The organism is Williamsia sp., assembly GCF_036566845.1.
Taxonomy (GTDB): Bacteria; Actinomycetota; Actinomycetes; order Mycobacteriales; family Mycobacteriaceae; genus Williamsia.
The window spans coordinates 1-6,502 of record NZ_DATCVM010000178.1 but is presented as its reverse complement, the minus strand read 5'-3'; the positions used below and the strand labels follow the sequence as shown (position 1 = coordinate 6,502).

The 6,502-nt window shown below is 65.4% G+C and carries 6 protein-coding genes; 4 read left to right on the top strand and 2 right to left on the bottom strand.

What is annotated here, in order from left to right:
- A partial coding sequence (locus tag VIQ49_RS16725; protein ID WP_331886606.1) for a UPF0182 family protein occupies positions 1-496 on the bottom strand: 496 nt, incomplete at its 3' end.
- 290 nt (positions 497-786) lie between these two features.
- Here VIQ49_RS16725 and VIQ49_RS16720 point away from each other — a divergent pair.
- Complete coding sequence (locus tag VIQ49_RS16720; protein WP_331886604.1) at positions 787-1,392, top strand: PPA1309 family protein; 606 nt, start codon at positions 787-789, stop codon at positions 1,390-1,392.
- Between the two features lie 108 nt (positions 1,393-1,500).
- Here VIQ49_RS16720 and VIQ49_RS16715 read toward each other — a convergent pair whose 3' ends face one another.
- On the bottom strand, positions 1,501-2,556 hold the full coding sequence (locus VIQ49_RS16715) for a PDZ domain-containing protein (protein WP_331886602.1): 1,056 nt from the start codon (positions 2,554-2,556) through the stop codon (positions 1,501-1,503).
- Between the two features lie 160 nt (positions 2,557-2,716).
- Between VIQ49_RS16715 and VIQ49_RS16710 the strand changes: the two genes are divergently transcribed.
- The 3 genes from VIQ49_RS16710 to VIQ49_RS16700 all read left to right on the top strand — a co-directional run bounded on the left by VIQ49_RS16710 (position 2,717) and on the right by VIQ49_RS16700 (position 6,462).
- Positions 2,717-4,075: a zinc-dependent metalloprotease gene (locus VIQ49_RS16710; RefSeq protein ID WP_331886600.1), complete on the top strand. Its 1,359-nt coding sequence runs from the start codon at positions 2,717-2,719 to the stop codon at positions 4,073-4,075.
- 122 nt (positions 4,076-4,197) lie between these two features.
- On the top strand, positions 4,198-5,097 hold the full coding sequence (locus VIQ49_RS16705) for a hypothetical protein (protein ID WP_331886598.1): 900 nt from the start codon (positions 4,198-4,200) through the stop codon (positions 5,095-5,097).
- Between the two features lie 48 nt (positions 5,098-5,145).
- On the top strand, positions 5,146-6,462 hold the full coding sequence (locus VIQ49_RS16700; RefSeq protein ID WP_331886596.1) for an ABC1 kinase family protein: 1,317 nt from the start codon (positions 5,146-5,148) through the stop codon (positions 6,460-6,462).
- Positions 6,463-6,502: the final 40 nt, after the last annotated feature.

Here is a 6,502-nt window from a genome sequence, read left to right as displayed (position 1 = left end):
AGTTCAGGACGAACCGGTAGAACGGGAGATCGAAGGCGTAGAAACCGACATCGAGCCCGAATTGCGGGTCGTCGATCCCAAACGATTCACCGTGCAGGAACACCTGGATGGTTGCCCACGAACCCTGCGCGACCAATCCGGCAAGCAGACCGACCAGGACCGACGGGACGATCGCGAACCAGCGGATCCGGCTCATCACGACCGTGCGGTAGCGGGCGATCGGGTCACCCGGCCCGCTGGTCGGCACGAACACCGGGCGGCTGCGGTAGGCGAGCCAGAGCGCACTGAACACGATCAGCCCGGCGATGAGGGCACTGATCGCGAACACCGCGATCCGGGTCCAGATGATCTTGGAGTACACCGACTGATATCCGATGTCCTCGAACCACAGCCAGTCGGTGTAGATCGAGATGAATCTCGGCCCCACCAACAAGATCAGCAGTACGACTACAGCGACTGCGATGAGTGCCTTGCTACGTCGCGACAGCGTTGGCATAGCTGCCGGACCCCGGATTCCCACGTGAACGACTCCCAATTTCTTGCCGGACGCACCGCGACCGGTCCTTGACGAACACTTTACTTAGCGAAAGCTGCAGTCGACCGGCGGTGAAGGCCTGGGCGCGAGCCGTCGACCTTCGAGTCCTGTGCATTCGCTTAGAACACTACCTATCCCCGCTGGGAACGCCCCTCGGGTCATGTGGCGCTTATCACCCTCAACGGCCGGTCCACCACACCGGTTCCCGAGGCATTACCGAAAACGCTCGTCGTCAATGCGACTATTGGGTGGTGACCGACCAGCAGCCTCCCATTCTCTCTCCCGACGCGCTGGGCAGTGCGATCAGGGAAGTGATCGAGTTCGTCGATGCCGCCGGCTGGGGACAACCCCCACAGTTGTTCGCACTGGTACCGACCTCGCTCCTCGCCGACACCCAGCCCGAATGGGTCGACGAGCACGACACCTCGGAGTTGACGCTCATCGAGCAGGAGCCCCTGCCGGTGTCCCCGGAGAGTGGGATGGCCGAGCTCGAACACGTCCTCGCCACCACCAGCTGGCCGTCCGAGGTGGAGGGATGTGCGCTGGTCCAGGAGATCATCGTGCTGCCCCCGGAGGCCGAAAACGATCTCGACGACGCGCTCGGGCCCCTGCTGTCCGACCCCGACGCCGCCGACCAGGTGGCGCGGAGCGCGGCCGAAGCACTCCCCGACAGCCGAACAGCCCGCCTGGCGGCCGCAGTCCTGCGTGACGGCAGAACGCTGAGTCTGCTGCAGCTGGCCCCTGACGCCGACGACGACGCAGACGGCCCGATCGAACTGCTGCAACACCCGGACCTCGCGCCGAACCTGGTGGCCGCGCTCGCCGCGACCCTGGAAAACGTCCCGTTCGACGACTGACCGGCCTCCCCCCTCCTTCCGCAAACGATCCAGTTGTACGAAGACGAGCCACATATTTGTGGCGCGTCTTCGTACAACTGGATCGTTTGGGGTGGGGCAGAGAATCGATCAGCAGCTGGGCGCGGGCCTGCCGGCGTCGATGTCGGCCATGCCGTTGATCGCATCGTCGAGGACGTCGACCTTGACCAGCGTCAGGCCGTCCGGGGTGTCGGTCTTGGCTTCGGCGCAGTTGCCGGACGGAACCAGGAATGTGGTGGCGCCGGCGTCGCGGGCGGCGCGCATCTTGTGAAGGATGCCGCCGATCTCTCCGACATCGCCCGATGAATCGATCGTCCCGGTGCCGGCGATGAACTCTCCGCCGTTGAGCTCGCCCGGGCTGAGTTTGTCGATGATGGCCAGCGTCAGCATCAGACCCGCCGACGGTCCCCCGATGTCACCGACATCGAAGTTGATGTCCAGGTTGGGGTCGCCGTTCTGTTCGGACAACGAGATCCCGAGCAACCCCTTGGCCTCGTCGTCGGGATTCGGCACCAGGGTCACCGTTGCGGTGACCGGATTGCCGTCGCGGATGACGTCGACGGCAACGGGAGTACCCGGTGCGACCTCGGCGATCTCATCCCTCAGTGCGCCCGAGGTGGCGACCGGTGTGCCGTTCACGGCGACGATCTTGTCCCCGGCCTTCAACTGACCGACGGACGGGCCGTCGTCGGCGACCTCCGCGACCACGAGGTCGATGGGCCGGCCGAGGCGACTCAATGCCGCGATCGTCGCCGAATCCTCGGAGCCCGACATCTGCTGCCGGTTCTCCTTGTCGACCTCCTCGTTGGATTTCCCTGGCGGGTACACCTGGTCGCGCGGTTGCAGTTGGTCGTCGCCCGACACCCACAACCCGATCGCCTGGAAGAGGGTCAGCCCATCGGTCACGGACACCGTCGTGAGGTTGAGGTTGCCGGTGGTCGGGTCCAGTTCGGCGCCGGTGATGTCGACCACCTCGCGGCCGTCCACCGATCCCAGGGTGTTGACGGTCGGGCCCGAGCCCAGTGCCACAAAAGGCACCTTGACAAGTGTTCCGACCAGAACGAACACGATCAGGAATGCCAACGCCACCAAGAGGGTGACGATCCGCCGGTGTGCCGGTGCGATTCTGAGGGCCTGCAGTTTCACCAGGCCCAGGGTAGAGGTCGATCCCCTCGGCCCGTCGCGCAGTCGCATGTGACACACCCGTGCGTGACGCAGCCGTATGTGACGTAGCCCGCTCGGGGTTTTCGCGCAGAGCGGATCGGTGACACTCGGGAACTGCCCGATTCGCCGGTACCGTAGAGGCATGAATGACTTGCCCTTTGGATTCTCCCCTTCGTCCGGCGACGACGGGGATGGTGATGACGGCAAGAAGCCCGGCGACTTCGATCCGAATCAGCTCGGCCAGATGCTCTCCCAGCTGGGCCAGATGCTGTCGGGTATGGGCGCGGGCATGGGATCAGGCGGCACCGGTGAACCGGTCAATTACGAGGTCGCGACCAGCCTGGCCCGTCAGCAGATCGGCAAGCACTCCCCGGTCAGCCAGGGTGAGTTGTCGGCGATCACCGACTCTGTCCGGCTGGCCGAGGTGTGGATCGACAACGTGACCACACTGCCTGCCGGTGTCACCACCACCGAGGCGTGGACCTCGGTCGACTGGCTCGAGAAGACACTGCCGGTCTGGAAATCGCTGTGCAATCCGGTGGCCGAACAGATCGCCGGCAGCTGGTCCACGAATCTGCCGGACGAGGCGAAACAGTTCGCCGGTCCGATGATGGGCATGGTCAGTCAGATGGGCAGCATGGCTTTCGGCACCCAGCTGGGTCAGGGCCTGGGCCAGCTCGCCAAAGAAGTACTGACGTCCACCGAGATCGGTCTGCCGTTGGCGCCCACCGGAACCGCGGTGCTGCTGCCCGAGGCGATCGGCACCTTCAGCGACGGACTCGAACAGCCCAGCCAGGAGATCCTGGTGTTCCTCGCCGCCCGGGAAGCCGCGCACGTCCGGTTGTTCTCGCACGTGCCGTGGCTGCGTCAGCGACTACTGGCCACGGTCGAGGAGTACGCACGCGGCATCAGCATCGACTTCTCCGGCATCCAGGACGCCGCAGCCGGCATCGACCCGGCCACCCTGCTGTCGGATCCGAGCAAGCTCGAAGAGCTGATGGCCGGCGGCACGGCGTTCGAGCCGAAGACCACACCCCAACAGCAACACGCGCTCACGCGCCTCGAGACGCTCCTGGCGTTGATCGAGGGCTGGGTCGAAACCGTGGTGTCGCAAGCACTTTCCGATCGGATCCCGTCTGTGGGCGCCTTGACCGAGACCATGCGTCGCCGGCGCGCCACCGGCGGGCCCGCCGAAGAGACCTTCGCAACACTGATCGGTCTGGAGCTACGCCCACGCAAGTTGCGCGAGGCCGCTGATCTGTGGCGCAAACTGCTCGAGGCGTCGGATCTCGTGACCCGCGACGGTGTCTGGGCGCATCCCGACCTGGTGCCCGATGCCGACGATCTCGACCATCCGGCCGCGTTTGTCGACCGGGTCATCGGTGGCGGCAGTCATGCCTTCGACGATCCGATGGCCCAGCTCGAGAAGACCATCGCCGACGAGGCCCGCAAACGTGAAGAAGGCAACGGCGACGGTGGCGACACCTCCCCCACCACCTGATCGATCGCCTTTCTGATTCACTGCTGTCGCGCGGTATCACCGCTGGTCACAGCGGTGGCTGCCTGTGGATAACCGCGGTCTGCCGGCATCGGAGAAGACCACTGTTCTGGTTCTGTGTTGCCATGACACACGCGCCATTGCCGCTGCTCCGTACCGGGGCGGTGATCCTGCTGCGGCCCGGCGGCCGCATCCAGGTCGGGTACGACCCGGATCGGGCGGTGATCATCGACCCGCCCGCCCACGTGGCCCCGGATCGTCTTGCCGCACTGTTGCGGTCGCTGACCGGTCCGCAATCAACCGAGGACACCACGGCCCGGGCCGCCGCAGCGGGGCTGTCCGCCGCCGAGGTTCATGAACTGATGGAACAACTCGTGGACGTGGGCATCGCTCACCACAGCAGATCCGTTGTGACGCCGATGCGAATCCGTGTCCACGGCGCCGGGCCGCTCGCCGACGCGGTGACCGCGGCGCTCGAGGGGCCCGACTTTGCGGTGGTGCAGTCGGTTCGGCGCCCACGCCTGTTCGACGGCGAAGTCGATCCGATCACCCACGAGGACCGGATGGTCACCTGGGCAACGGATCTGGTGATCCTCACCGACTTCCTCGCCCATGATCCGTGGCTGGTGTCCAGCCTCATGAGGCACCGGATACCGCATCTGATGGTTCGCCTGCGCGACGGGACCGGCGTGATCGGGCCGCTGGTGCTGCCGGGGCTGTCGAGCTGCCTGCACTGTGCCGATCATCACCGACGCGACCGCGATCGCGATTGGCCTGTGGTCAGTGCCCAACTGCTGGGTCAGAGCGGCTGGGCAGGGTCGGCCACCATCGCCGGGACCGCTGCCATCGTGCAAGGTGAGGTCGAACACGTGGCGGCGGCCACCCGGCCCGACCTCGGAGAAGCCCGGGAGCTCCCAGCCCCCGCGAGTCTCGACGCCACCATAGAGTTCCGGGCGGATCCGTCCGCACTGGTCGTCCGGGGCTGGTCACCACACCCTTTGTGCGGCTGTCGGCTCCCGGCTTGATCTCAGGGTCGTCCACTAAGCTCGGGTCCATCGGAAAGGGGAAACTCAATGGCTGAGATCACACGAGGCGGTGCACGGCGTAATGCCAAGCTCGCAGCGCTTCCGCTAGGGGTGGCGGGACGAGCAGCGTCGGGCTTCGGCAAGCGGCTTGCCGGTGGGGACAAGAACGAGATTGCCGCGGACATGATGGAGAAGACCGCGGAACAACTGTTCGCGGTGCTCGGCGAGCTCAAGGGCGGGGCGATGAAGGTCGGGCAGGCGTTGTCCATCATGGAGGCGGCGATCCCCGAAGAATTCGGGGAGCCGTTCCGCGACGCGCTCACCAAACTGCAGGCCGAGGCACCGCCACTGCCGACGACAAAGGTGCATGGCGTCCTGGACAACCAGCTCGGCACCAAATGGCGTGATCGCTTCACAGAGTTCTCCGACGAACCGGCCGCTTCCGCGTCGATCGGTCAGGTGCACAAGGGAATCTGGCATGACGGTCGCGAGGTGGCCGTCAAGGTTCAGTACCCGGGCGCAGATCACGCGCTCAAGGCCGACCTCAAGACCCTGTCCCGGATGACCGGCCTGCTCAAACGACTCTCCCCCGGCACCGACGTGAAGTCGATGATGGATGAGCTGATCGAGCGCACCGAAGACGAGCTGAATTACACACTCGAGGCGAACAATCAGCGGGCCTTTGCCAAGGCGTTTGCAGGCGACCCCAACTTCGTCGTCCCCCGCATCGTCGCTTCGGCACCCAAAGTTGTTGTCTCCGAATGGATCAACGGCACTCCGATGTCCAAGGTGATCAAGAACGGCACGGTCGACGAACGCAACGCGGCCGCCGCCAAGATGACCGAGTTCGAGGTCAGTTCACCCGCCCGCGTCGGCCTGGTCCACGGCGATCCGCATCCTGGCAACTTCCAGTTCCTCGACGACGGCCGGATGGCGATCCTCGACTTCGGCGCCGTCGGCCACTACCCCGACGGTCTACCGGCGGCCACGGGAACGATTCTGCGATTGTGCCGGGACAAGAAGTACGACGAGCTCAAAGAAGAGATGGTGCGCGCGAACTTCATTCAGCGTTCCCATCAGGACAAGGTGACCCCGGCCGATCTCGAGGCATACCTGCGCCCGTATGTCGATCCCCTGTATGGCGAGTCGTTCCACTTCACCCGCAAGTGGTTGCAGCGCGCCGCGGGTGCGGCCTCCGATCCCCGCGGCGACGTCTACAAGACCTCACGAAACCTGAACTGCCCCAAGGAATACGTGATGGTGTTCCGGGTACTCGGCGGATGTGTCGGCATCGCGGCACAACTCGACGCCGAAGCGCCCTACCGCGCCATCATGGAGAAGTGGGTTCCCGGCCTCACCGGATAGGACGGCGAGCGGGTTCCCGGGCCCCGATACGCCGGCGGGC